At 64.8% G+C, this 20,863-nt stretch carries 28 protein-coding genes and 1 tRNA gene; 27 read left to right on the top strand and 2 right to left on the bottom strand.

What is annotated here, in order from left to right; genetic code table 11:
* Window positions 1-7 precede the first annotated feature (7 nt).
* From KIT86_RS06260 to KIT86_RS06150, 23 genes are all read left to right on the top strand, one after another.
* Window positions 8-1,624, top strand: a complete 1,617-nt coding sequence (locus KIT86_RS06260; RefSeq protein ID WP_297396188.1) for a glycerol-3-phosphate dehydrogenase/oxidase — start codon at window positions 8-10, stop codon at window positions 1,622-1,624.
* A gap of 150 nt (window positions 1,625-1,774) precedes the next feature.
* On the top strand, window positions 1,775-2,143 hold the full coding sequence (rplN, locus tag KIT86_RS06255) for a 50S ribosomal protein L14 (RefSeq protein ID WP_009514936.1): 369 nt from the start codon (window positions 1,775-1,777) through the stop codon (window positions 2,141-2,143).
* A gap of 9 nt (window positions 2,144-2,152) precedes the next feature.
* The gene (gene rplX / locus KIT86_RS06250; RefSeq protein WP_066267894.1) at window positions 2,153-2,473 is read left to right on the top strand and encodes a 50S ribosomal protein L24; all 321 of its coding nucleotides are present in this window, start codon (window positions 2,153-2,155) and stop codon (window positions 2,471-2,473) included.
* 2 nt (window positions 2,474-2,475) lie between these two features.
* A complete protein-coding gene (rplE, locus tag KIT86_RS06245; protein WP_297396180.1) occupies window positions 2,476-3,015 on the top strand; it encodes a 50S ribosomal protein L5 in 540 nt (179 codons plus the stop codon).
* Window positions 3,016-3,023: 8 nt separating this feature from the next.
* Window positions 3,024-3,329, top strand: coding sequence for a 30S ribosomal protein S14 (rpsN, locus tag KIT86_RS06240; RefSeq protein ID WP_297396177.1), 306 nt, complete (start codon window positions 3,024-3,026; stop codon window positions 3,327-3,329).
* An 18-nt stretch (window positions 3,330-3,347) separates the two neighbouring features.
* Window positions 3,348-3,743, top strand: coding sequence for a 30S ribosomal protein S8 (gene rpsH / locus KIT86_RS06235; RefSeq protein ID WP_297396174.1), 396 nt, complete (start codon window positions 3,348-3,350; stop codon window positions 3,741-3,743).
* A gap of 22 nt (window positions 3,744-3,765) precedes the next feature.
* Window positions 3,766-4,299, top strand: coding sequence for a 50S ribosomal protein L6 (rplF, locus tag KIT86_RS06230; RefSeq protein WP_297396171.1), 534 nt, complete (start codon window positions 3,766-3,768; stop codon window positions 4,297-4,299).
* An 11-nt stretch (window positions 4,300-4,310) separates the two neighbouring features.
* Entirely contained in the window at window positions 4,311-4,676 is a 366-nt protein-coding gene (gene rplR, locus KIT86_RS06225; protein WP_204735156.1) for a 50S ribosomal protein L18, read from the top strand.
* An 18-nt stretch (window positions 4,677-4,694) separates the two neighbouring features.
* On the top strand, window positions 4,695-5,213 hold the full coding sequence (rpsE, locus tag KIT86_RS06220; RefSeq protein WP_159589444.1) for a 30S ribosomal protein S5: 519 nt from the start codon (window positions 4,695-4,697) through the stop codon (window positions 5,211-5,213).
* An 11-nt stretch (window positions 5,214-5,224) separates the two neighbouring features.
* Window positions 5,225-5,407 (top strand): 50S ribosomal protein L30, encoded by a 183-nt coding sequence (gene rpmD, locus KIT86_RS06215; protein WP_159589446.1) that lies wholly within the window; start codon window positions 5,225-5,227, stop codon window positions 5,405-5,407.
* A gap of 14 nt (window positions 5,408-5,421) precedes the next feature.
* Window positions 5,422-5,856, top strand: a complete 435-nt coding sequence (rplO, locus tag KIT86_RS06210) for a 50S ribosomal protein L15 (RefSeq protein WP_137917291.1) — start codon at window positions 5,422-5,424, stop codon at window positions 5,854-5,856.
* 23 nt (window positions 5,857-5,879) lie between these two features.
* Window positions 5,880-7,193, top strand: a complete 1,314-nt coding sequence (secY, locus tag KIT86_RS06205; RefSeq protein WP_297396159.1) for a preprotein translocase subunit SecY — start codon at window positions 5,880-5,882, stop codon at window positions 7,191-7,193.
* A gap of 9 nt (window positions 7,194-7,202) precedes the next feature.
* Window positions 7,203-7,421, top strand: a complete 219-nt coding sequence (gene infA, locus KIT86_RS06200) for a translation initiation factor IF-1 (protein ID WP_086118896.1) — start codon at window positions 7,203-7,205, stop codon at window positions 7,419-7,421.
* Between the two features lie 43 nt (window positions 7,422-7,464).
* The gene (gene rpmJ, locus KIT86_RS06195; protein WP_009514917.1) at window positions 7,465-7,578 is read left to right on the top strand and encodes a 50S ribosomal protein L36; all 114 of its coding nucleotides are present in this window, start codon (window positions 7,465-7,467) and stop codon (window positions 7,576-7,578) included.
* A gap of 23 nt (window positions 7,579-7,601) precedes the next feature.
* Window positions 7,602-7,967: a 30S ribosomal protein S13 gene (gene rpsM, locus KIT86_RS06190; RefSeq protein WP_137917294.1), complete on the top strand. Its 366-nt coding sequence runs from the start codon at window positions 7,602-7,604 to the stop codon at window positions 7,965-7,967.
* 18 nt (window positions 7,968-7,985) lie between these two features.
* Window positions 7,986-8,390: a 30S ribosomal protein S11 gene (gene rpsK / locus KIT86_RS06185; RefSeq protein ID WP_066267872.1), complete on the top strand. Its 405-nt coding sequence runs from the start codon at window positions 7,986-7,988 to the stop codon at window positions 8,388-8,390.
* A gap of 153 nt (window positions 8,391-8,543) precedes the next feature.
* The gene (gene rpsD, locus KIT86_RS06180) at window positions 8,544-9,167 is read left to right on the top strand and encodes a 30S ribosomal protein S4 (RefSeq protein ID WP_297396134.1); all 624 of its coding nucleotides are present in this window, start codon (window positions 8,544-8,546) and stop codon (window positions 9,165-9,167) included.
* A 93-nt stretch (window positions 9,168-9,260) separates the two neighbouring features.
* Window positions 9,261-10,247, top strand: a complete 987-nt coding sequence (gene rpoA / locus KIT86_RS06175) for a DNA-directed RNA polymerase subunit alpha (protein WP_297396132.1) — start codon at window positions 9,261-9,263, stop codon at window positions 10,245-10,247.
* A gap of 88 nt (window positions 10,248-10,335) precedes the next feature.
* Window positions 10,336-10,731, top strand: coding sequence for a 50S ribosomal protein L17 (rplQ, locus tag KIT86_RS06170; protein WP_297396129.1), 396 nt, complete (start codon window positions 10,336-10,338; stop codon window positions 10,729-10,731).
* 17 nt (window positions 10,732-10,748) lie between these two features.
* Window positions 10,749-10,825: transfer RNA gene (locus KIT86_RS06165), tRNA-Met, on the top strand.
* A 287-nt stretch (window positions 10,826-11,112) separates the two neighbouring features.
* Window positions 11,113-12,552: a HAMP domain-containing sensor histidine kinase gene (locus KIT86_RS06160; RefSeq protein ID WP_297396126.1), complete on the top strand. Its 1,440-nt coding sequence runs from the start codon at window positions 11,113-11,115 to the stop codon at window positions 12,550-12,552.
* A 249-nt stretch (window positions 12,553-12,801) separates the two neighbouring features.
* Window positions 12,802-13,710, top strand: coding sequence for a 3'-5' exonuclease (locus KIT86_RS06155; RefSeq protein ID WP_297396123.1), 909 nt, complete (start codon window positions 12,802-12,804; stop codon window positions 13,708-13,710).
* Between the two features lie 19 nt (window positions 13,711-13,729).
* The gene (locus tag KIT86_RS06150) at window positions 13,730-15,322 is read left to right on the top strand and encodes an MFS transporter (protein ID WP_297396121.1); all 1,593 of its coding nucleotides are present in this window, start codon (window positions 13,730-13,732) and stop codon (window positions 15,320-15,322) included.
* Between the two features lie 22 nt (window positions 15,323-15,344).
* On the opposite strand, the gene KIT86_RS06145 is transcribed toward KIT86_RS06150, so the two are convergent.
* Both KIT86_RS06145 and KIT86_RS06140 read right to left on the bottom strand, forming a co-directional pair.
* Window positions 15,345-15,734, bottom strand: a complete 390-nt coding sequence (locus tag KIT86_RS06145; protein ID WP_297396117.1) for a DUF1090 domain-containing protein — start codon at window positions 15,732-15,734, stop codon at window positions 15,345-15,347.
* Window positions 15,735-15,811: 77 nt separating this feature from the next.
* Window positions 15,812-16,561, bottom strand: coding sequence for an IclR family transcriptional regulator (locus KIT86_RS06140; protein ID WP_297396114.1), 750 nt, complete (start codon window positions 16,559-16,561; stop codon window positions 15,812-15,814).
* A 152-nt stretch (window positions 16,562-16,713) separates the two neighbouring features.
* On the opposite strand from KIT86_RS06140, the gene KIT86_RS06135 reads away from it, so the two are divergent.
* From KIT86_RS06135 to KIT86_RS06120, 4 genes are read left to right on the top strand one after another with little or no spacing between them, the layout of a single operon-like run.
* Complete coding sequence (locus tag KIT86_RS06135; protein WP_297396111.1) at window positions 16,714-17,988, top strand: aromatic ring-hydroxylating dioxygenase subunit alpha; 1,275 nt, start codon at window positions 16,714-16,716, stop codon at window positions 17,986-17,988.
* A 45-nt stretch (window positions 17,989-18,033) separates the two neighbouring features.
* Window positions 18,034-19,011 carry a tripartite tricarboxylate transporter substrate binding protein gene (locus tag KIT86_RS06130; protein WP_297396109.1) on the top strand — a complete coding sequence of 326 codons (978 nt, stop codon included), beginning with the start codon at window positions 18,034-18,036 and terminating at the stop codon, window positions 19,009-19,011.
* 7 nt (window positions 19,012-19,018) lie between these two features.
* Window positions 19,019-19,798 (top strand): SDR family NAD(P)-dependent oxidoreductase, encoded by a 780-nt coding sequence (locus KIT86_RS06125; RefSeq protein WP_297396106.1) that lies wholly within the window; start codon window positions 19,019-19,021, stop codon window positions 19,796-19,798.
* A gap of 10 nt (window positions 19,799-19,808) precedes the next feature.
* Entirely contained in the window at window positions 19,809-20,780 is a 972-nt protein-coding gene (locus KIT86_RS06120; RefSeq protein ID WP_297396105.1) for a PDR/VanB family oxidoreductase, read from the top strand.
* Window positions 20,781-20,863 lie beyond the last annotated feature (83 nt).

Genomic DNA, 20,863 nt, shown 5'->3' with positions numbered 1-20,863 from the left:
CTCCCCCATGAGACGCGCAGAACTGCTTGAAACGCTCACCCGCCATGGCGTGTACGACCTCGCGGTGGTCGGTGGCGGGGCCACCGGCCTGGGGGTCGCGCTCGATGCGGCGCTGCGGGGCTTTTCGGTGGTGCTGCTGGAGTCGCACGACTTTGCCGGGGGAACTTCATCGCGTTCCACCAAGCTGCTGCACGGCGGCGTGCGCTACCTGGCCCAGGGCAACCTGGCCCTGGTGCGCGAAGCCCTGGCCGAGCGTGCCACGGTGTTGCGCATTGCGCCGCACCTGGCGCAGCCGCTGCCCTTCGTCATGCCGTCCTATCGGTGGTGGCAGACGCCTTTCTACGGCCTGGGCCTCAAGCTGTACGACCTGCTGGCCGGCGGCGCGGGCCTGGGGCGCACCGAATTCCTCAACCGCGAACAGGCATTGCAGGCCCTGCCCGGTGTCAAGCCTGGCGGTCTGCGGGGCGGGGTGAAGTACTGGGATGGCCAGTTCGACGACGCCCGCCTGGCGCTTGCGCTCGCGCGCAGCGCAGAGGCTGCGGGTGCCCGCGTGCTGAACTACGCCGAGGTCACGGCGGTGCGACAGGTCCAGGGCGCCGACCAGGCGATGTCCGTGCTGGACGTGACCGACCGCCGCAGCGCCACGGCGTTTCCCTTGCAGGCCCGTTGCGTGGTCAATGCCACCGGGGTCTGGGTGGACGCCCTGCGGGACCGCACCCAGCCAGCGGCGAGCCAGGGCGGCGCGCCCTCGCACATGGTGAGCCCCAGCCAGGGGGTGCACGTGGTGGTGGACCGCGATTTCCTGCCCGGCGGCCATGCCCTGCTGGTGCCCAAGACCCGGGACGGCCGGGTGCTGTTCGCCGTGCCCTGGCTGGGCAAGCTGGTGTTGGGCACGACCGACACGCCGCGCCGCGACCTGCCGCGCGAGCCCGACGCCTTTGCCGAAGAATTGGAGTTCATCCTCAGCGAAGCCAGCCAGGCGCTGAGCCGGCCGGTGCGCCGCGAAGACATCCGCAGCCTCTGGGTCGGCCTCAGGCCCCTGGTGGCGGCACCCGAAGCGGCCGAGGGCGGCACCAAGGTGTTGTCGCGCGAACACACCATCGTGGTGGATGCCAATGGCCTGGTCACCGTCACCGGTGGCAAATGGACCACCTACCGCGCCATGGCCGAGGACGTGCTGGAGCGCTGCTTCGCCAGCCGCCTGCTGCCGCACCGCGCCGGCGGCCAGAGCGAGGCCCACGTTTTGCTGGGTGCCGGGGCCACCGCCAGCCCGGTCACGCCGCTGCATGCGCCACCCGGCATCCACCTGTATGGGACCGAGGCCCCGCAGGTGGTGGCCTGCCCGGGGCAGGGGAACCTGCTGGGCGCCGGATTGACCGAGGCCATGGTGCGCTACGCCGCCCGCTTCGAGTACGCACAGACCGTGGAAGACGTGCTGGCCCGGCGCTGGCGTGTGCTGTTCCTGGACGCTGCCGAGGCCGCGCGCCTCGCGCCCGCCGTGGCGGCCATCCTGGCCGAAGAGTTGTCTGGCGACCCGGAACTCGCGGCCTTCCAGGCCCTGTGCGGCCGGTATTTGCCAGTTTCTGCGGCCAGGGTTGACGCGCCCAACGCATCCATGCCATAATTCGCGGCTTCGCTTGAAAAGGCGAAGAGCTATCTGCCCACCGAAGGGGGTGAGCTGGGTGCAATGCCCGGCACGCCTTCAACGACGGGCCCAAGACTGATCACTCCCGGCCGTGGTGGCTGGGGGGATTCAAGTTGGGACTTAAATCAAATGATTCAAACGCAATCTCGACTCGATGTTGCTGACAACACGGGCGCGAAGTCCGTGATGTGCATCAAGGTGCTCGGCGGCTCCAAGCGTCGTTACGCCAGTGTGGGCGACGTCATCAAAGTCAGCATCAAGGAAGCAGCGCCCCGTGGCCGCGTCAAAAAAGGCGAGGTTTACAACGCTGTGGTGGTCCGCACCGCCAAGGGCATCCGTCGTCAGGACGGCGCTCTGATCAAATTCGACGGCAACGCAGCAGTGTTGCTCAACGCCAAGCTGGAGCCCATCGGCACCCGCATCTTCGGACCGGTCACGCGCGAACTGCGCACCGAGAAGTTCATGAAGATCGTGTCGCTGGCGCCCGAGGTTCTCTGAGGAATCATCATGAACAAGATTCGTAGTGGCGATGAAGTCATCGTGATTGCCGGTCGCGACAAGGGCAAGCGTGGCAAGGTCCTGCAGCGCAGCGACGACAGCCGTCTGGTTGTCGAGGGCGTGAACCTCGTCAAGAAGCATGCCAAGCCGAACCCGATGAAGGGCATCACCGGCGGCATCATCGAAAAGACCATGCCCATCCACCAGTCCAATGTCGCCATCTTCAATGGCGCCACCGGCAAGGCGGATCGCGTGGGCATCAAGCTCCTGGCCGACGGCAAGAAAGTGCGCGTCTTCAAGTCCAGCGGCGAAGAAATCAAGGTGGCATGACCATGGCACGTTTGCAAGAAGTTTTCCGCGACACCATCGCCCCGGACCTCATGAAGAAGTTCGGCTACAAGTCGACGATGGAAGTGCCGCGCATCACCAAGATCACGCTCAACATGGGTGTGAGCGAAGCCGTGGCCGACAAGAAGGTCATGGACAACGCCGTGGGCGACCTGACCAAGATCGCTGGCCAGAAGCCGGTCGTGACCAAGGCTCGCAAGGCCATCGCGGGTTTCAAGATTCGCGAACAGCAAGCCATCGGCTGCATGGTCACCCTGCGCGGTGCGCGCATGTATGAATTCCTGGACCGTTTCGTCACCGTGGCTCTGCCCCGCGTGCGCGACTTCCGTGGTATCTCCGGCCGTTCGTTCGACGGTCGCGGCAACTACAACGTCGGCGTCAAGGAACAGATCATCTTCCCTGAGATCGAGTACGACAAGGTCGATGCCTTGCGCGGTCTCAACATCAGCATCACGACGACCGCCAAGAACGACGAAGAGTGCAAGGCTCTTCTGGCCGGTTTCCGTTTCCCGTTCAAGAACTGAGGTGGCGCGTGGCTAAACAAGCACTACTCCAACGTGAACTCAAGCGCGAAAAGCTCGCCGCCAAGTTCGCCAAGAAATACACCGAGCTCAAGGCGACGTCCAACGACGCCAAGAAGAGCGACGAAGAGCGCGATGCAGCCCGTCTGGCGCTGCAAAAGCTGCCCCGCAACGCGAACCCGACCCGCCAGCGCAACCGCTGCGAGATCACCGGTCGTCCGCGCGGCACCTTCGCCCACTTCGGCCTGGCCCGCGCCAAGGTCCGTGAAATGGCGTTTGCCGGTGAAATCCCCGGCATCACCAAAGCCAGCTGGTAAGCATTAGGAGAACCACAAATGAGCATGAGTGATCCTATTGCCGACATGTTGACCCGCATCCGCAACGCGCAGATGGTCGAAAAGGCCGTTGTGACGATGCCGGCTTCCAAGGTCAAGACCGCGATCGCCCAGGTCCTGAAGGACGAGGGTTACATCGATGGGTTCCAGGTCAAGAGCGCCGACGGCAAGAACGAACTTGAGATCGCTCTCAAGTACTACGCTGGCCGTCCCGTGATCGAACGCATCGAGCGCGTGAGCCGCCCTGGCCTGCGTGTCTACCGTGGCCGCAACGCCATCCCCCAGGTCCAGAACGGTCTGGGTGTGGCCATCGTCACCACGCCGCAAGGCGTGATGACCGACCGCAAGGCGCGCGCCACCGGTGTCGGCGGCGAAGTCCTGTGTTACGTCGCCTGATGCGGGCATTGAGGAGAAATTAATGTCACGTATTGGAAAACTGCCGGTCACCGTCCCAGCTGGGGTGGAGATCTCGGTGAAGGACAACCAGATCAATGTCAAGGGTGCCCTGGGTGCCCTGGCGCTGACGCTGAACACGCTGGTCAAGGTGGAGAACAACGCTGGCACGCTGACGTTCGTCCCCGCGGACGAGTCGCGCGAGGCCAACGCCATGTCCGGCACCATGCGCCAGCTGGTCAACAACATGGTCAATGGCGTGAGCAAGGGCTTCGAGAAGAAGCTGACGTTGCTGGGCGTGGGCTACAAGGCTCAGGCACAGGGCGCCAAGCTCAACCTGACGGTTGGCTATTCCCACCCCGTGGTGATGGACATGCCCGCCGGCATCAAGGTGGAAACCCCGACGCCGACCGAAATCCTGATCAAGGGTTCCGACCGCCAGCGCGTGGGCCAGATCGCTTCCGAGGTGCGAGCCGTTCGCCCCCCCGAGCCTTACAAGGGCAAGGGCATCCGCTATGCGGATGAAAAGGTCGTGATCAAGGAAACCAAGAAGAAATAAGGACCAGGATCATGTTGACCAAAAAAGAGCAACGTCTCCGCCGCGCCCGCCAGACGCGCATCCGCATTGCGCAACAAGGCGCCGTGCGCCTGAGCGTGAACCGCACCAACCTGCACATCTATGCCAGCGTCATCTCCGACGATGGCAGCCGCGTGCTGGCTGCTGCATCGACCGCCGAAGCCGAAGTGCGTGCCCAGATCGGTGGCGCAGGCAAGGGTGGCAACACCGCCGCCGCTGCCCTGGTGGGCAAGCGCATCGCTGAAAAGGCGAAGGCCGCCGGCATCGAGAAGGTGGCGTTTGACCGTTCCGGTTTTGCTTACCACGGCCGGGTGAAAGCCCTGGCAGACGCGGCTCGTGAAGCCGGTCTGCAGTTCTGATCAAACGGAATACACAAAATGGCTAAATTTACGGCAAACATCAACAAAGAAGCGAACGAAGACGGTCTGCGCGAGAAGATGATCGCGATCAACCGCGTGACCAAGGTGGTCAAGGGCGGTCGCATCCTCGGTTTCGCTGCGCTGACCGTGGTCGGTGATGGCGATGGCCGCGTGGGCATGGGCAAGGGCAAGGCGCGCGAAGTGCCGGTGGCCGTGCAGAAGGCCATGGAACAGGCCCGTCGCAACATGATCAAGGTGTCGCTCAAGAACGGCTCGCTGCACCACAGCGTGCATGGCGAGCACGGCGCTTCCAACGTCATGATGCTGCCGGCTTCCAAGGGTACCGGCATCATCGCTGGCGGCCCGATGCGCGCGGTGTTCGAAGTGTTGGGCATCACCGACGTCGTGGCCAAGAGCCATGGCTCGAGCAACCCCTACAACCTGGTGCGTGCCACGCTGGACGCGCTGAAGAATTCGACGACCCCTGCCGACGTGGCTGCCAAGCGTGGCAAGTCCGTCGAAGAGATCCTGGGTTGATTGGAGCGATCATGACCACTCAAAACACCGTCAAGGTCCAACTGGTGCGCAGCCCCATTGGAACCAAGCAATCCCACCGCGACACCGTCCGTGGCCTGGGCCTGCGCAAGCTCAACAGCGTGAGCGAGCTGCAGGACACGCCTGCCGTGCGCGGCATGATCAACAAGATCAGCTACCTGGTCAAAATCGTCTGATCGGAGTCACTGACATGCAACTCAATACCATCAAGCCTTCCGAAGGCGCCAAGCATGCCAAGCGCCGGGTCGGCCGCGGCATCGGTTCCGGTCTGGGCAAGACGGCAGGCCGTGGCCACAAGGGTCAGAAGTCCCGTTCGGGCGGCTACCACAAGGTCGGCTTCGAAGGCGGTCAGATGCCGCTGCAGCGCCGTCTGCCCAAGCGCGGCTTCAAGTCGGCGCAGCTGCAGTTCAACGCTGAAGTCACGCTGGCGGATCTCAACGCCCTCGACGTGAGCGAGGTCGATGTGCTCGTGCTCAAGCAGGCTGGCCTGGTGCCTCACCTGGCCAAGCGCGTCAAGGTGATCAAGACCGGTGAGATCACGCGCGCCGTGACCCTCAAGGACATCGCCGCGACCGCCGGTGCCAAGCAAGCCATCGAAGCCGCTGGCGGCTCGCTGGCGGCCTGATCGGACTCGAACGGAAGCTTCCTGTGGCAACTGGATCCACGTCCCTGGCCAAAACCGGAAAGTTCGGCGACCTGCGTCGCCGGCTGGTGTTCCTGTTGCTGGCGCTGGTGGTCTATCGCATCGGTGCACACATTCCTGTGCCTGGCATCGACCCCGCGCAACTGGCGCAATTGTTCCAGGGGCAGCAGGGCGGCATTCTGAGCCTGTTCAACATGTTCTCGGGCGGTGCGCTCTCGCGCTTCACCGTGTTCGCGTTGGGGATCATGCCGTACATCTCGGCCTCGATCATCATGCAGCTCATGACCTACGTGGTGCCCACGTTCGAGCAGCTGAAGAAAGAGGGCGAGGCGGGCCGCCGCAAGATCACGCAGTACACGCGCTACGGCACCTTGGCCCTGGCCATTTTCCAGGCCATGGGCATTGCCCTCGCTCTGGAAGGCTCCCCCGGTCTTGTGATCGACCCCGGCATGGGCTTTCGCCTGACGGCCGTGGTCAGTCTGGTGGCTGGCACGATGTTCCTGATGTGGCTGGGTGAGCAGATCACGGAGCGCGGTCTGGGCAACGGCATCTCAATCCTGATCTTCGCCGGCATTGCGGCCGGTCTGCCCAGTGCCATTGGTGGCCTGCTGGAGCTGGTGCGCACCGGTGCCATGAACATCCTGGTGTCGATCTTCATCATCGCGCTGGTGATCCTGGTCACCTATTTCGTGGTGTTCGTGGAACGTGGCCAGCGCAAGATCCTGGTGAACTACGCACGCCGTCAGGTGGGCAACAAGGTGTATGGCGGCCAGTCCTCCCACCTGCCGCTCAAGCTGAACATGGCTGGCGTGATCCCTCCGATCTTTGCGTCGTCCATCATCCTGCTGCCCACCACGGTGGTGAGCTGGGTGAGCACCGGCGACTCGACGCGCTGGTTGCGTGACATCGCGGCAGCGTTGTCGCCGGGGCAGCCGATCTACGTGGCACTGTATGCCGCGGCCATCGTCTTCTTCTGCTTCTTCTACACCGCACTGGTGTTCAACAGCCGCGAGACGGCCGACAACCTGAAGAAGAGCGGCGCGTTCATTCCTGGCATCCGCCCGGGTGATCAGACCGCCCGCTACATCGACAAGATTTTGTTGAGACTCACGCTGGCCGGTGCTGTTTACATCACCGCGGTGTGTCTGCTTCCCGAGTTCCTGATCCTGAAGTACAACGTGCCGTTCTATTTCGGCGGCACCTCCCTGTTGATCATCGTGGTGGTCACCATGGACTTCATGGCCCAGGTTCAGAATTACATGATGTCGCAGCAATACGAATCGCTGCTCAAGAAGGCCAGTTTCAAAACCTCCCCTTGAACTTCGCTTATGGCCAAGGACGATGTGATCGAGATGCAGGGTGAGGTGATTGAAAACCTCCCCAACGCGACCTTCAGGGTCAAACTCGAAAACGGTCATGTGGTGCTGGGTCACATCAGCGGCAAGATGCGGATGCACTACATCCGGATCCTGCCAGGGGACAAGGTCAAGGTAGAGCTCACGCCCTACGACCTCACCCGAGCGCGAATCGTGTTCCGCTCGAAGTGAATGGTCGGTTGTTGAATGTTTTTGGAATATCTAGGAGAAGACTATGAGAGTTTCGGCTTCGGTCAAGAAAATGTGCCGCAACTGTAAGATCATCAAACGGCATGGCGTCGTGCGAGTCATTTGCACCGATCCGCGTCACAAGCAGCGTCAAGGCTGATCGGTTAGTTAAGAGGACCCAACATGGCTCGTATTGCAGGCATCAACATTCCGCCGCACAAGCACGCCGAAATCGGCTTGACGGCAATCTTCGGCATTGGCCGCACCCGCGCTCGCAAGATCTGCGAAGCCTGCGGCATCGACTACGCCAAGAAGATCAAGGACCTGAGCGACGCGGAACTCGAAAAAGTGCGCGACCAGGTCGGTACGTTCACGATCGAGGGTGACCTGCGTCGTGAAACCACCATGAACATCAAGCGTTTGATGGACATCGGTTGCTACCGTGGCTTCCGCCACCGCCGTGGTCTGCCGCTGCGTGGTCAGCGCACCAAGACCAACGCCCGTACGCGCAAGGGTCCCCGCAAGGCCGCCCAGTCGCTGAAAAAATAAACGGTTAGAAGGACCCTCATGGCCAAGTCTCCCTCCAGCAGCGCATCCGCCCGCGTTCGCAAGAAAGTCCGCAAGAACGTTGCCGACGGCATTGCACACGTGCACGCCTCGTTCAACAACACGATCATCACCATCACCGATCGCCAGGGCAACGCATTGTCCTGGGCTTCGTCGGGTGGCCAGGGCTTCAAGGGCTCGCGCAAATCCACGCCTTTTGCTGCCCAGGTGGCATCCGAAGTGGCGGGTCGCGCCGCCATTGAGCAAGGCATCAAGAACCTGGACGTCGAGATCAAGGGCCCCGGCCCTGGCCGCGAATCCTCGGTGCGCGCCCTGGGCGCCCTGGGTATCCGCATCAACTCGATCTCCGACGTGACCCCGGTGCCGCACAACGGCTGCCGCCCCCAGAAGCGCCGCCGCATCTGAGGCACCACCGCGCTGATCGCGGTATAATTGAAGGCTTTTTTCGAGCGCCACCGCAGTCGCCTGCGGTGGCATTTTTGCTAAGCCCACCGCCACCTCCTTCGAGGGGTGGCTCCCGCAACAACCGGTTGCGGCAGTGAAACCAAGGAAACCAACGTGGCACGTTACCTCGGCCCCAAGGCCAAACTTTCCCGCCGTGAAGGCGCCGACCTGTTGCTCAAGAGCGCCCGCCGCTCGATCAGCGACAAGGCCAAATTCGATTCCAAGCCCGGCCAGCATGGCCGTACCTCGGGCCAGCGCACCTCCGATTTCGGCGTGCAGCTGCGCGAGAAGCAGAAGGTCAAGCGCACCTATGGCGTGCTGGAGCGCCAGTTCCGCCGCTATTTCGCCGAAGCCGACCGCCGCCGTGGCAACACCGGCGCGAACCTGTTGTTCCTGCTCGAAGCGCGCCTGGACAACGTGGTGTTCCGCATGGGCTTTGCCTCCACCCGTGCCGAAGCCCGTCAGATCGTGTCGCACAAGGCGATCACCGTGAACGGCCAGTCGGTCAACATCCCGTCCTACTCGGTGAAGGCCGGTGACGTGATCGCGGTGCGCGAGAAGTCCAAGAAGCAAGGTCGCGTCATCGAAGCCCTCGAGTTGGCCAAGCAGATTGGCTTCCCCGCCTGGGTCGACGTGTCGACCGACAAGGTCGAAGGCGTGTTCAAGAAATCGCCCGACCGCGATGAGTTCGGCTCCGACATCAACGAATCGCTGATCGTCGAACTGTATTCCCGTTAATTCCGTTCCCGACCTGCATCCTCGTGGTGCGGTCGGGCCATGCTCCGTCTGCCTTATCGGTGTAACGAGCCGAGGGTCCTGAAGGAAGTTTGAATGCTGAACAATCTGCTGAAGCCCAAGACCATCAACGTCGAGCAAGTCTCGACCAATCGCGCCAAAGTCACGCTCGAGCCCTTCGAACGTGGTTATGGCCACACGCTGGGCAATGCCCTGCGTCGGGTTCTGCTGTCGTCCATGACCGGCCACGCGCCGACCGAAGTCACCATCGCGGGTGTCGTGCACGAGTATTCGTCGATCGACGGCGTGCAGGAAGATGTGGTCAACATGCTCTTGAACCTCAAGGGCGTGGTGTTCAAGCTGCACAACCGCGACGAAGTCACGCTGAGCCTTCGCAAGGACGGTGAAGGTGTCGTGACGGCGGCGGACATCCAGACGCCGCACGATGTCGAGATCGTCAACCCCGGGCATGTGATCGCCACCCTGTCTGCCGGTGCCAAGCTGGACATGCAGATCAAAGTGGAAAAAGGCCGCGGCTATGTGCCGGGCAGCCTGCGCCGCAACGACGACCAGACGCGCTCCATCGGCCGCATCGTGCTTGATGCGTCGTTCTCGCCCGTCAAGCGCGTGAGCTACACCGTGGAAAGCGCTCGCGTCGAACAGCGCACCGACCTGGACAAGCTGGTGCTCGAGATCGAGACCAATGGCTCCATCGGCCCGGAAGAAGCGGTTCGCGCCTCGGCCAAGATCCTGGTCGAACAGCTCGCGGTGTTTGCGCAGCTCGAGGGCGTGGAACTGTCGGCGTTCGATGCACCGGCACAGCGCAGCTCGCAGCAATTCGATCCGATCCTGCTGCGCCCCGTGGACGAGCTGGAACTGACCGTGCGCTCGGCGAACTGCCTCAAGGCCGAGAACATCTATTACATCGGTGACCTGATCCAGCGCACCGAGAACGAGCTGCTTAAGACCCCCAACCTGGGTCGCAAGTCGCTCAACGAAATCAAGGAAGTGCTTGCCTCGCGCGGCTTGACCTTGGGCATGAAGCTTGAAAACTGGCCGCCCGCCGGCCTGGACAAGCACTGAGACCGCAGTGTCTGGCCAAGGAGGCCAGACCCGGACCAACTCCCAGTACCTGATACGGCTGGGGGCAAAACACTGAAAGGATGAAAAAATGCGTCACGGACACGGACTTCGCAAACTCAACCGCACCAGCGAGCACCGCCTCGCCATGCTGCGCAACATGATGAACTCGCTGCTCACGCACGAAGCCATCAAGACCACGGTGCCCAAGGCCAAAGAGCTGCGCCGCGTGGTCGAGCCCATGATCACCCTGGCCAAGGAACCGACGTTGGCCAACCGCCGCCTGGCGTTCGACCGTCTGCGCGACCGCGACGTCGTTGTGAAGCTGTTCAACGAACTGGGCCCGCGCTTCAAGGCCCGGCCCGGTGGCTACACCCGCATTCTGAAGATGGGGTTCCGTGTTGGCGACAACGCGCCGATGGCACTGGTCGAACTGGTGGATCGCGCAGAAGATGCCGCTCCGGCGGCCGACGCTGACAAAGCGTGATAGAATACAAGGCTTGACGCGGAGTGGAGCAGCCTGGTAGCTCGTTGGGCTCATAACCCAAAGGTCGCAAGTTCAAATCTTGCCTCCGCAACCAACTAAATCAAGCATTTGCTTGTCATTGAAGCCCTCGGAAACGAGGGCTTTTTTGTTGCCTGCCGCTCATCGAGCGGGCTGGTCGCTTTTCGCCCCCACAAGGCGAAAGACAACGCGGCCATGGACCGCGGTTGCCACCTCAGCTCTGAACGAGGCTGTGTGAAAATCCTCTCCCACCTGAATGCCCAACCCGATCGATCGCCCGTCAGATGGACCCGCGCGGTCGAGCTGGCGGGCTAGATGGGCCACCAAGACACGCAGGTAAGCCAGCTTCACAGGAGGCGAGCCATGCCAGGCATCACTCAATCTGAGTCTCTGTTGATCACATTTGGGGCAACGCAGCTCCTGCTGGCGCTTTTGTTGTGGATGACGCATCGCGATGCCCCGGCCGACGGATATGGGTGGCTGGCATGGTCTTTTCTTCTCGGTGCCCTGGCCAACTTTCTTGCCTCTTCACACTGCTCGAATCTTCAAACGGGGTGCGGCGCCTTGCGTGCAGCCAATGCCTTGGCGGGGCTTGGCGCGTTCACCGCCTTTTTCGTGGGCGCCCATGCGCTGGCCGGTGTGCAGATTCGACGGCCCTGGAGGTGGTTCTGGCTGGTGTTCTTCGGCAGCTTGCTATCGGTCTTCTTGCTTTACCAGCTCGCGCCCGCTCTGCGCCCTTCGCACTTGGTGGTGGCCGTTCTTTTCAGCTATCTTGCCTTGCTGTATTGCGAGCGCTTCAACGCAGAAGGTGTCGGGAGCCTGCTGGTGGTCGCCGGACTGCTTGCGATGCAGCCACTGATCTATCTGCTGGTCCCGGTTGACCTGCAACTGAGCCTCTCAGCCATCCCATTCACCATTGTCGGCGTGGCGTTGCTGGCCACCGGCCTTGCACGGCGCCAAGCGGCTTTGAAAGCCGAGCTGCAGGCGAGGACACACGCGGAGCAAGCGTTGCTCAAACTGAACGACTCGCTGGAAGGGCGAGTTTCGGAGCGAACTCAGGAACTGCAGGACGTCGTCGCAGGACTGACGGCCTTTGGAGGCATGGTCTCGCACGACCTGAAGGCGCCTCTGCGGGGTCTGAGTGGGATCGCCGATATGCTGAAGGAGGCGCTCGACAAGAACGACCAGGACACCGTCAAAGACTGCGTCCAGAGGCAGACGCGTTTGTTGGCCCGCATGACGGAGTTGGTCACGGACTTGTTGCGGCTGAGTCAGATGAGTTTCCAGCCACTCCATCGAAGCCGGGTCTGCCTGAACCATCCAGCCCGTGAAGCCATGTCCACCTGTCTTGCCGTGTATCCAGCGATGCAAGGGGGCGAGATCGTGATGGATGTGGATGCAGAGGTCTTCGCTGACCCAGGGCTGATCGAGCAGGTGTTCGTCAACCTGATCGGCAATGCCATCAAGTTCAGTCTGGGCCAGACTCCGCCCAGGGTGGAGGTGGTTGCCCGTCATCAGAATGGGGCCGTGGTGGTGTGCGTGCGCGACAACGGCGTGGGGTTCGAGTCAAGCAAGGCCGAACAGCTCTTTCAGCCCTTCACCCGACTCCATGCCACCCACGAAGGCACAGGTCTTGGCCTGACCATCGTGCGGCGCATCGTCGAGCGCCACGGCGGAAAAGTGTGGGCCAGGTCCAGCCTCGGCCAGGGCGCAGCGTTTTTCTTCAGTCTGCCTGCAGGGGACTGGCCGGTAGACAGCAGCCTGAAAGGCCCGGGAGACATGGCCAGCAGCACGGCGACGTAGGTCGATCAACCATGGCCTCGGCGCCGCGCCGCCAATGAGCTGTCCCACACCGGGCGACCTGGCAAGTTCATGGCGAACGCCCCCCGCCGGGTGAGGTAGGCTTCACGGATGAATCAGTTCAGCTTTGAATTCGATGTGCCTGGTCAGGGGGCTCCCGAGCCCGTTGCACCTGCTCCATCTGTCTCGCGCGGCAAACGCGCCCGACCTGCCGTCCCGGTACCGGTCCCGCCCCCCCTTACCCTGGAGGACATGGCCCGGCGCCTGGAACAGGACCCTGCCTACCGCGTCCTGCGCCGCCTCGTGCCCATCACGGACTATGGCCCGCCGCCGGACCGCCACGGGCAGGCGCTGCCGGGCGTGCAACGTGTGCTCGTGCTCGACACCGAGACCACCGGCCTGTCTCACCAGGCCGACAAGATCATCGAACTCGCGATGCTGCTGGTCGACGTGGACCTCGCCTCGGGCTTGCCGTTCGGGCCGGTGACGCTGTTCGAAGGGTTTGAAGACCCGGGCATGCCGATCCCGGCGGTGGCCCAGCAGGTGACCGGCATCAGCGACGACATGGTGGCCGGGCACCGGCTGGACGATGCGCAGGTTCAGGCCCTGGTGGCCCGGGCCGATCTGATCGTCGCGCACAACGCCGGCTTCGACCGCCCCTTCGTGGAAGCGCGCTTCCCCGGCTTCGCCGCCAGGCCCTGGGCCTGCTCTTTCGCGGACATCGACTGGAAGGCCGCTGGCGCCGAGTCGGCCAAACTCAGTGCACTCGCACAGAACCAAGGCTGGTTCTACGACGCGCACCGGGCGCAGGTCGACTGCCACGCCCTGCTGCAGGTGCTGTCGCGCCCGGTGGGCCCGCAGGGCCAGGCCACGGGACTGAGCCGCCTCATCTCGGCGGCGGCCCAGCCCAGCTTCAAGCTGCGCGCCACCGGCTCGCCGTTCGAGTCCAAGGACCTGCTCAAGGCCCGGGGCTACCGGTGGGATGGCGATGCCAAGGTCTGGTATTGCACCCTGGCCGACGAGGCGAACCTGAACGCCGAGCTGGAATGGCTCAAGGCGGAGGTCTATGCCCGGCGGCACGCGCGTGTGGAGATCGAGGCCCTGGACGGCCTGGTGCGCTACTCGGCCAGGCCGGGTGCGGTGTCGCAAAGAGGGCTGTAAGAACCTTTACAGTGCCCCCATGTCCCAAGCCGATGACGACAGCCTCTCGCCCATAGCTCCCTTGCGCCTGCCGGTGTTCCGCATGTTATGGACCACCTGGCTCATGGCCAACATCTGCATGTGGATGAGCGAAGTGGCGGCGGCCTGGATGATGACCTCGCTGACCACCAAGCCCCTGTGGGTGGCGCTGGTGCAGACGGCCGCCACCCTGCCTGTGTTCCTGCTCGGCCTGCCCAGCGGCGCGCTGGCCGACAACCTGGACCGCAAGCGCTATTTCCTCTTCACGCAGCTGTGGGTGGCGGCAGTGGCCATCCTGCTGAGCGCGGTCATCTTTCTCGACGTGATGACGCCGCCGCTGCTGCTGGTGCTGATCTTCGCCAACGGCATCGGCATGGCGATGCGCTGGCCCGTGTTCTCGGCCATCGTGCCCGAGCTCGTGCCGCGCTCGCAGCTGCCGGCGGCGCTGGGGCTCAATGGCGTGTCGATGAACGCCTCTCGCATCATCGGCCCGCTGGCCGCCGGGGCGCTGATCGCCAGCGCCGGCAGTGCCTGGGTCTTTCTGTTCAACGCGCTGCTCTCGATCGGGGCTGCGGTCATCATCAGCCGCTGGAAGCGCCAGCACACGCCCAATCCGCTGGGCCGTGAGCGGCTGGGCTCCGCGATGCGCGTGGGGCTGCAGTACGTGGCGCAGTCGTACCTGCTCAAAGGGGTGCTGCTGCGCATCTCGATCTTCTTCTTCCACTCGACCGCGCTGATGGCGCTGCTGGCCCTGATCGCGCGCGGCATGCAGGATGGCGGCGCCGGTACTTTCACCCTGCTGCTGGCCGCCATGGGCGCGGGTGCCATCACCTCCACCGCCTTCCTGCCCCGGCTGCGCCGGCGCTATTCGCGCGATGGCCTGGTGATGCGCGGCGCGGCGGTCCAGGCCGCCGCGATGGCCGTCATGGCCGTGACCCATCAGCTCTGGATCGCCGTGCCCGCCATGTTCCTCGGGGGGGCGGCCTGGATCACCGTGGCCAACACGCTCAGCGTGTCGATCCAGATGGGCCTGCCCGACTGGGTGCGCGCGCGCGGCATGTCGATCTACCAGATGTCCATCATGGGTGGCAGCGCGGCGGGCGCGGCGCTCTGGGGCCAGGTCGCCACCTGGACCAGCGTGCCCGTCTGCCTGGGCATCGCCGCCGTCAGCGGCATCAGCGCCATGGCGGCCGTCAACCGCTGGATGCCCGACGCGGGTCTGGAAGACGATCTCACCCCCAAGCGCATCTTTCCCGCACCGTCGACCTCTGAACCGCCGGGGCATGGCCATGTGATGGTCAGCATCGAGTACCGCATCGACCCCGCGCGCGCGGCGGAATTCCGGCTCCTGATGCTCAACGAAAGCCGGCGCGGGCGCCTGCGCCACGGCGCCCTGTCTTGGGAGCTGCTGCACGACATCAACGACCCGGGCCGCTTCGTCGAGGTGATCGTGGATGAGTCCTGGACGGACCACCTTCGGCGATTCGATCGCGTCACCGCCGCCGACGTCGCGTTGCGCGACCGCAAGCTGGCCTTTCATCTCGGCGACGAACCGCCGCGCGTCACCCGCTGCCTGATGGAAACCACCGTCTGAGGCGCAGGGCGCCCGCCGCGCTTCAGCGCTCGAGCGGCTGCTCGGCCTCGCTCAGTTCGCGGCGCGCTGCTTCCAGCCTGGCCTGGCGCTCGGCCACCTTCTTCGGATCGCCCTTCTGTTCGGCCTCGCGCAGGCGCGCCTCGCGTTCGGCCACTTTCTGGCGCGCCTCCAGGATCTTGCGGCTGTGCTCCTTGTCGAGCCATTCGTCCGTGCAGTTCGCTTCGTTGGCGCGCAGGGCTTTCCTCAGGCCGGCCGCTTCCTGTTTGCGGCCGTTCTCGGTCGCGTTGGTCAGCTGGGCCTCGATGTTGCGGCGCTTGGCATGGCAGGCCGAGGAAGGCTCCGCCGCGAACGCGGGCAGCGTGAGCACCAGCACGGCCCAGGCGCCGAACAGGACGGTGGCGATGCTTTTCATGGAGCGGTTCCTTTCGTCAGAAGAGGATCAGGCGCCCATGATAGGTGCGTCCCACGCCGCGCATGGGGCGCAGCGCGTTATGGCCCCGCGCCGGCCTTCTGCGAGAGATCGCGCGCGGCCTGCAGCAGCCACTGCACGATGCGCCTGACCTGCGCGTCGTCCACGCGCGCGCTCGGGCCATACACCGCGAGCGAGCCCACCACCTTCGAGCCAGCCGAGAAAAACGGCGCGGCGATCGCCACCGCTCCCTGGATCAATTCGTCGCGGCTGATGGCGTAGCCGGTCTCGCGGATGCGCACCAGCTCGTCCAGGTACGCCTTCTGGCGCGCCTTCGGGATGCGGCCCTCGATGTAGTTCAGCGCGTCGGGCGCGAACGCGAGAATGGCGCGCCCGCTCGCGCCCAGGATCACCTTCTCGCTGTGGCCCACGCCGCGCTTGAAACTCAGGGGTTGCGCGCTCGGCATCTCCGCCACGCACACCCGCTCCTCGCCGTGGTGCACCAGCAGCGCCACCGTCTCGCCCGTCTGCTCCCAGAGGCGGCGCATCATCGGCTGCGACAGCGTGGCCAGGTCCAGGCCCGAGTTCCACATGTGCGCCAGGTGCGCCACCGACGGGCCGAGCTGGAAACGCTGCGGCTCGCCCACCGACACGATGAAGCCGCGCAACTCCAGCGTGCGCAGCAACCGGTACAGGGTAGGGCGGCTCAGGTCCACGCGCTTGAGCAGTTCGCTCGCGCTCAGCTGCCGGTCGTCCGCGCGAAAGGCCATCAGGATGTCCAGCGCGCGATCCACGGCGCGCACGCCCTCGTTGCTCTTGTCGATGCTCATTGCCATCTCCCGGGTATCGGATGCCGCATTGTATGAAATACGTCCGCCTGATGGACAGTCGAGTCATTTTCTTTGACATGGATCAAGCCTGGATTAAAAATGGACAACTGTCTCACCTGACGTACAAATAACCCACCCCATGGAGTCCCCCTGTGAACAAGGAAATGTCTGAAACGCTCACCCGCGTCGGTCCCGGCACGCGCATGGGCAACCTGATGCGTCGCTACTGGGTGCCCGCGCTGATGTCGAGCGAAATCGCGCAGGCCGATGGGCCCCAGGTGCGCGTGCAACTGCTCGGCGAGAAACTGCTGGCCTTTCGCAACACCGATGGCAAGGCTTGCCTGATCGGCGAGTTCTGCTCGCACCGCGGTGTCTCGCTCTACTTCGGCCGCAACGAGGACAACGGCATCCGCTGCGCCTACCACGGCGTGAAGTTCGATGGCGATGGAAAGTGCGTGGACGTGCCCTCCGCCCCGCAAGCCTGCGCGCGCATGCACATCAAGGGCTACCCCTGCGTCGAACGCGGCGGCATCGTCTGGGCGTACATGGGCCCGGCCGAGCAGCAGCCCGAGCCGCCGGAGCTGGAGTGGTGCACGCTGCCGCCGGAGCATGTGTTCGTCTCCAAGCGCCTGCAGTACAGCAGCTGGCTGCAGGCCATGGAAGGCGGCATTGACACCGCCCATGTCTCCTATGTGCACCGCTTCGAGGTCGACACCGATCCCATGCACCAGGGTGTCAAGGCGCTGGACTACATCAAGGCCGACGGCAATGTGAAGTTCGAGATCGAGCAGACCCCCTTTGGCCTGAGCCTGTTCGGGCGCCGCAACGGCGAGCCTGACTCGTACTACTGGCGCATCACGCAGTGGCTGTTTCCCTGGTTCACACTCATCGCCCCGTTCGGCGACCATGCGCTGGGCGGCCATGTGTGGGTGCCGATCGACGACCACAGCTGCTGGGCCTGGAGCATCAACTGGCAACCCGCCCGGCCGCTCACCGAAGAAGAGCGCACCGCCATGCAAGAGGGCAAGGGCATCCACGTCGAGTACGAGGCGCCCGGCAGCTTCATCCCCAAGCAGAACCGCGACAACGACTACGGCATGGACCGCGTGGCCCAGCGCGAAGACCGCTCGTACAGCGGCGTCTTCGGCTTCTCCGCGCAGGACTATTCGCTGCAGGAAAGCATGGGCACCATCCAGGACCACGAGGCCGAGAAGCTGCTGCCCACCGACAAGGCCATCGTGATGGCGCGCCGCATGCTCAACGAAGCCGCGCTCGGCCTGGAGCAGGGACAGACGCCGCCTGCGCTCGACGCCAGCGCGCAGCACGTGCGCCCCGCCGGCGTGCTGCTGCCCAAGGAGCAGGACCCGGTCGCCTGGGCCCGCGAGCAGCTCGCCGACGCCACGAAGAAGCCGGTTTTCAGCCTCTGAGCGGCTGACCCTTTTCCCCACGACAGACCACCACAGGAGACATCCATGAAGTCCCATCTCAAATTCGCGGCCGCTGTCGCGCTCGCGGCCTGCGCGGCCACCTCGGCCTGGGCGCAAGGCGCCGACTGGCGACCGAGCAAGCCCGTGCGCATCATCGTGCCCATTGTCGGCAGCACCAACGACGTGCTCGCGCGTCTGATCGGCCCGGAACTGCAGAAGGCCTTTGGCCAGCCTTTCGTGGTCGAGAACAAGCCCGGCGCGGGCGGCAACATCGGCGCGCTGGAAGTGGCGCGCTCCGCGCCCGATGGACACACCCTGCTGATCGGCTACAACGGCCCGCTGGCCATCAACGTCACGCTGTTCGACAAGATGCCCTACGACCCGGTGAAGGACCTCGCGCCCATCACCCTGGCCGTGAAGTCGCCGCAGTACCTGGTGGTCAATCCCGCCGCCGGCATCGCAGACGTGAAGGACTTCATCGCCAAGGCCAAGGCCAACCCGGCGCAGTACTCGTATGGTTCGGTCGCCATGGGCAGCGCCTCGCACCTCACCATGGAAATGATGAAGTCGGCCGCCGGCTTCCACATGACGCACATCCCCTACCGCGGCGCCGGCCCGGCCGTCACCGACCTGATCGCGGGCAACATCCAGGCCGGCTTCTTCGTGCCGGGCAACGTGCAGGGCTTCGTGAAGGAAGGCCGCCTCAAGCTGCTGGCCTCCACCGGTCCCAAGCGCTTCCCCAGCACACCCGACGTGCCCACGCTCGCCGAGTCCGGCCTCAAGGATTTCGAGGCCACCTCGTGGATCGGGCTGCTAGCGCCCGCCGGTACACCGCCGGCCATCATCAACCGCTACAACGAAGAGATGGTGCGCATCCTGAACTCGCCCGAGATTCAGAAGCGCCTGCACGAGATGGAGTTTGAAATCATCGCGGGCTCGCCCAAGCAGTTCAGCGACTGGATCCGCACCGAGATCGTGCGCTGGGGCAAGGTCATCAAGGCCACCGGCGCCAAGGCGGAGTGATCGCAACATGAGCGAACCCCGACTCGCGGGCAAGACCGCGCTGATCACCGGCGGGGGCGCCGGCATCGGCGCCGCCGCTGCCCGGTTGTTCTGTCGCGAAGGCGCGGCCGTGCTGCTGGTGGACGCCGACGCCCAGGCCCTGGCGCGCACGCAGGACGCCATCCTGCAGGCCATGCCGCAGGCGCGCGTGGCCATCGTCGCGGCCAACGTGGCCGACGAAGCCGCCGCCCAGGCGGCGGTGGCCCAGTGCACCACGCAGTGGGGCGGGCTCGACATCCTGGTCAACAACGCCGCCATGCGCAACTACACCGCCGCGGCACACGCCACGCCCGCCGAATGGCAGGCCATGGTGGGCGTGAACCTGGTGGGCATGTCCAACTACTGCGGCGCGGCCCTGCCGGCCTTGCGGCACAGCGGCGCGGGCGCCATCGTCAACGTCTCGTCCTGCTACGCCGTCACCGGCCGCAAAGGCATGGCGCTGTACGACGCGACCAAGGCCGCCCAGCTCGCGTTCACGCGCAGCCTGGCTTTCGAGGAGGCGCCACACGGCGTGCGCGCCAACGCGGTCTGCCCCGGCTCCACGCTGACGGACTTCCACGTCGGCCGCGCCCAAGGCTCGGGCAAGAGCGTCGAACAGCTCAAGACCGAGCGCAAGGACACCTCGCTCATCGGCCGCTGGGCCTCGCCCGAGGAAATTGCCTGGCCCATCGTGTGGCTGGCCTCGGGCGAAGCGTCCTTCATCACCGGCACCACGCTGATGGTCGACGGTGGGCTGCACATCATGTGAGGCGCCCGGGATGTCATCTCCCACTTTGCAGGCCCTGGTCTACAACCTCCGGCACGAAGCCACGGGCATCGTCAGCGTCGAGCTGCGTCCCGTTGCGCCCGCCACCGCCTTTCCCGTGGTGGAGGCCGGCGCCCACATCGACCTGCACCTGGGCAACGGCCTGGTGCGCAGCTACTCGCTCACCAACCCGGGCGAAAGCCACCGCTGCGTGGTCGCCGTGCTCAACGACCGCCACAGCCGGGGTGGCTCGCGCTATGTGCATGAGCAACTGCGCGTGGGCCAGGTCATACCCATCGGCGCGCCGCGCAATCACTTCCGGCTGCAGGAAGACGCGCCGCGCAGCGTGCTGCTGGCCGGTGGCATCGGTGTCACGCCCGTGTTCGCCATGTTCCAGCGCCTGGCCGCCTTGCACCGCCCGGCGCACCTCATCTACTGCGCGCGCAGCCGGGCAGAGGCGGCCTTCGTGGGCGAGATCGAGGCCCTGGTGCGGGCGCATCCCATGCTCTCGCTGCACGCCCACTTCGACGATGAACAGGGCCGCCCGCCCCAGCTCTTGACATTGCTCGACGGTCACGCCGCGGACACGCACTTCTACGCTTGCGGCCCCGCCCCCATGCTCGAAGCCTACGAACGGGCCTGCGCGCAACTGGGCCAGGGCCACGTGCACCTGGAGCGCTTCGCCGCGGGCGCGCCCGTGGCCGACACCAGCGCCGCGGTGGGCTACAGCGTGGAACTGCGCAAGTCCGGCAAGACCGTGCAGGTCGCACCCGGCGTGGTGCTGCTCGACGCCTTGCTCAACGCAGGCGTGGCGCTGGACCACAGCTGCCGCGAAGGCGTGTGCGGCGCCTGTGAGACCAAGGTCATTGCGGGCGATGTGGAGCACCGCGACCTCATCCTCACCGAGCAGGAGCGCGCGGCGAACAAGTCCATGATGATCTGCGTGTCGCGCTGCCGCGCGGGCCACCTCGTGCTCGACGCCTGAATCCACCCACCCGCCGCGCGGCCCTTGCGCGGCTTCTTTTGCGGCGCTAACATAACAACGTTATTGAAACGTATCGGCGCTAC

Source organism: Hydrogenophaga sp. (assembly GCF_026125825.1).
Lineage (GTDB): Bacteria > Pseudomonadota > Gammaproteobacteria > Burkholderiales > Burkholderiaceae_C > Hydrogenophaga.
The sequence above is the reverse complement of the archived record's forward strand: the minus strand, read 5'-3'. Positions and strand labels throughout refer to the sequence as shown.

What these genes read in the sequence shown, in the direction of transcription:
- KIT86_RS06260 (WP_297396188.1), top strand. Translation starts at nt 8, where the DNA reads ATGAGACGCGCAGAACTGCTTGAAACGCTCACCCGCCATGGCGTGTAC.
- rplN (WP_009514936.1), top strand. Translation starts at nt 1,775, where the DNA reads ATGATTCAAACGCAATCTCGACTCGATGTTGCTGACAACACGGGCGCG.
- rplX (WP_066267894.1), top strand. Translation starts at nt 2,153, where the DNA reads ATGAACAAGATTCGTAGTGGCGATGAAGTCATCGTGATTGCCGGTCGC.
- rplE (WP_297396180.1), top strand. Translation starts at nt 2,476, where the DNA reads ATGGCACGTTTGCAAGAAGTTTTCCGCGACACCATCGCCCCGGACCTC.
- rpsH (WP_297396174.1), top strand. Translation starts at nt 3,348, where the DNA reads ATGAGCATGAGTGATCCTATTGCCGACATGTTGACCCGCATCCGCAAC.
- rplF (WP_297396171.1), top strand. Translation starts at nt 3,766, where the DNA reads ATGTCACGTATTGGAAAACTGCCGGTCACCGTCCCAGCTGGGGTGGAG.
- rplR (WP_204735156.1), top strand. Translation starts at nt 4,311, where the DNA reads ATGTTGACCAAAAAAGAGCAACGTCTCCGCCGCGCCCGCCAGACGCGC.
- rpsE (WP_159589444.1), top strand. Translation starts at nt 4,695, where the DNA reads ATGGCTAAATTTACGGCAAACATCAACAAAGAAGCGAACGAAGACGGT.
- rpmD (WP_159589446.1), top strand. Translation starts at nt 5,225, where the DNA reads ATGACCACTCAAAACACCGTCAAGGTCCAACTGGTGCGCAGCCCCATT.
- rplO (WP_137917291.1), top strand. Translation starts at nt 5,422, where the DNA reads ATGCAACTCAATACCATCAAGCCTTCCGAAGGCGCCAAGCATGCCAAG.
- infA (WP_086118896.1), top strand. Translation starts at nt 7,203, where the DNA reads ATGGCCAAGGACGATGTGATCGAGATGCAGGGTGAGGTGATTGAAAAC.
- rpmJ (WP_009514917.1), top strand. Translation starts at nt 7,465, where the DNA reads ATGAGAGTTTCGGCTTCGGTCAAGAAAATGTGCCGCAACTGTAAGATC.
- rpsM (WP_137917294.1), top strand. Translation starts at nt 7,602, where the DNA reads ATGGCTCGTATTGCAGGCATCAACATTCCGCCGCACAAGCACGCCGAA.
- rpsK (WP_066267872.1), top strand. Translation starts at nt 7,986, where the DNA reads ATGGCCAAGTCTCCCTCCAGCAGCGCATCCGCCCGCGTTCGCAAGAAA.
- rpoA (WP_297396132.1), top strand. Translation starts at nt 9,261, where the DNA reads ATGCTGAACAATCTGCTGAAGCCCAAGACCATCAACGTCGAGCAAGTC.
- rplQ (WP_297396129.1), top strand. Translation starts at nt 10,336, where the DNA reads ATGCGTCACGGACACGGACTTCGCAAACTCAACCGCACCAGCGAGCAC.
- KIT86_RS06160 (WP_297396126.1), top strand. Translation starts at nt 11,113, where the DNA reads ATGCCAGGCATCACTCAATCTGAGTCTCTGTTGATCACATTTGGGGCA.
- KIT86_RS06155 (WP_297396123.1), top strand. Translation starts at nt 12,802, where the DNA reads ATGGCCCGGCGCCTGGAACAGGACCCTGCCTACCGCGTCCTGCGCCGC.
- KIT86_RS06150 (WP_297396121.1), top strand. Translation starts at nt 13,730, where the DNA reads ATGTCCCAAGCCGATGACGACAGCCTCTCGCCCATAGCTCCCTTGCGC.
- KIT86_RS06145 (WP_297396117.1), bottom strand. Translation starts at nt 15,734, where the DNA reads ATGAAAAGCATCGCCACCGTCCTGTTCGGCGCCTGGGCCGTGCTGGTG.
- KIT86_RS06140 (WP_297396114.1), bottom strand. Translation starts at nt 16,561, where the DNA reads ATGAGCATCGACAAGAGCAACGAGGGCGTGCGCGCCGTGGATCGCGCG.
- KIT86_RS06130 (WP_297396109.1), top strand. Translation starts at nt 18,034, where the DNA reads ATGAAGTCCCATCTCAAATTCGCGGCCGCTGTCGCGCTCGCGGCCTGC.
- KIT86_RS06125 (WP_297396106.1), top strand. Translation starts at nt 19,019, where the DNA reads ATGAGCGAACCCCGACTCGCGGGCAAGACCGCGCTGATCACCGGCGGG.
- KIT86_RS06120 (WP_297396105.1), top strand. Translation starts at nt 19,809, where the DNA reads ATGTCATCTCCCACTTTGCAGGCCCTGGTCTACAACCTCCGGCACGAA.